The organism is Marinicauda pacifica (genome assembly GCF_004793635.1).
Classification (GTDB): Bacteria; Pseudomonadota; Alphaproteobacteria; order Caulobacterales; family Maricaulaceae; genus Marinicauda; species Marinicauda pacifica.
On sequence record NZ_SRXV01000019.1, the window covers coordinates 1 to 330 of the forward strand.

At 68.5% G+C, this 330-nt stretch carries 1 pseudogene; it reads right to left on the reverse strand.

Features of this window, described 5'->3' with window-relative positions:
* Positions 1-330 (reverse strand): annotated as a pseudogene (locus E5162_RS14240) (phosphoribosylamine--glycine ligase); the annotation flags it as partial.

A 330-nucleotide genomic window follows, 5' to 3' on the forward strand; every position in this document is an offset into this window, starting at 1 on the left:
GGGCAGGAGCCGGGCAAAGTCCCGGGCCGGCATGCCGCCAGTGGCGCAGGACAGCAGGGCCGGCACGATGTCCGCTTCGGTCTGCACCATCAGGGCCTGGCATTCCGGGGCGCCGAAGCGGCAATTGAACTCGACGACTTTCGGCCCCTGCGCGGTGACCATGATGCCGATATAGAGCACGCCGGAATAGGCCATGTCCGCGTCGCGCATCCCGGCCAGCATCGGGCGGGCGATCTGCTCATCGACGGTTGCCATCAATTCAGGGGTCATCAGCGGGGCGGGGGCGTAGGCCCCCATGCCGCCGGTATTCGGCCCGGTATCGCCTTCGCC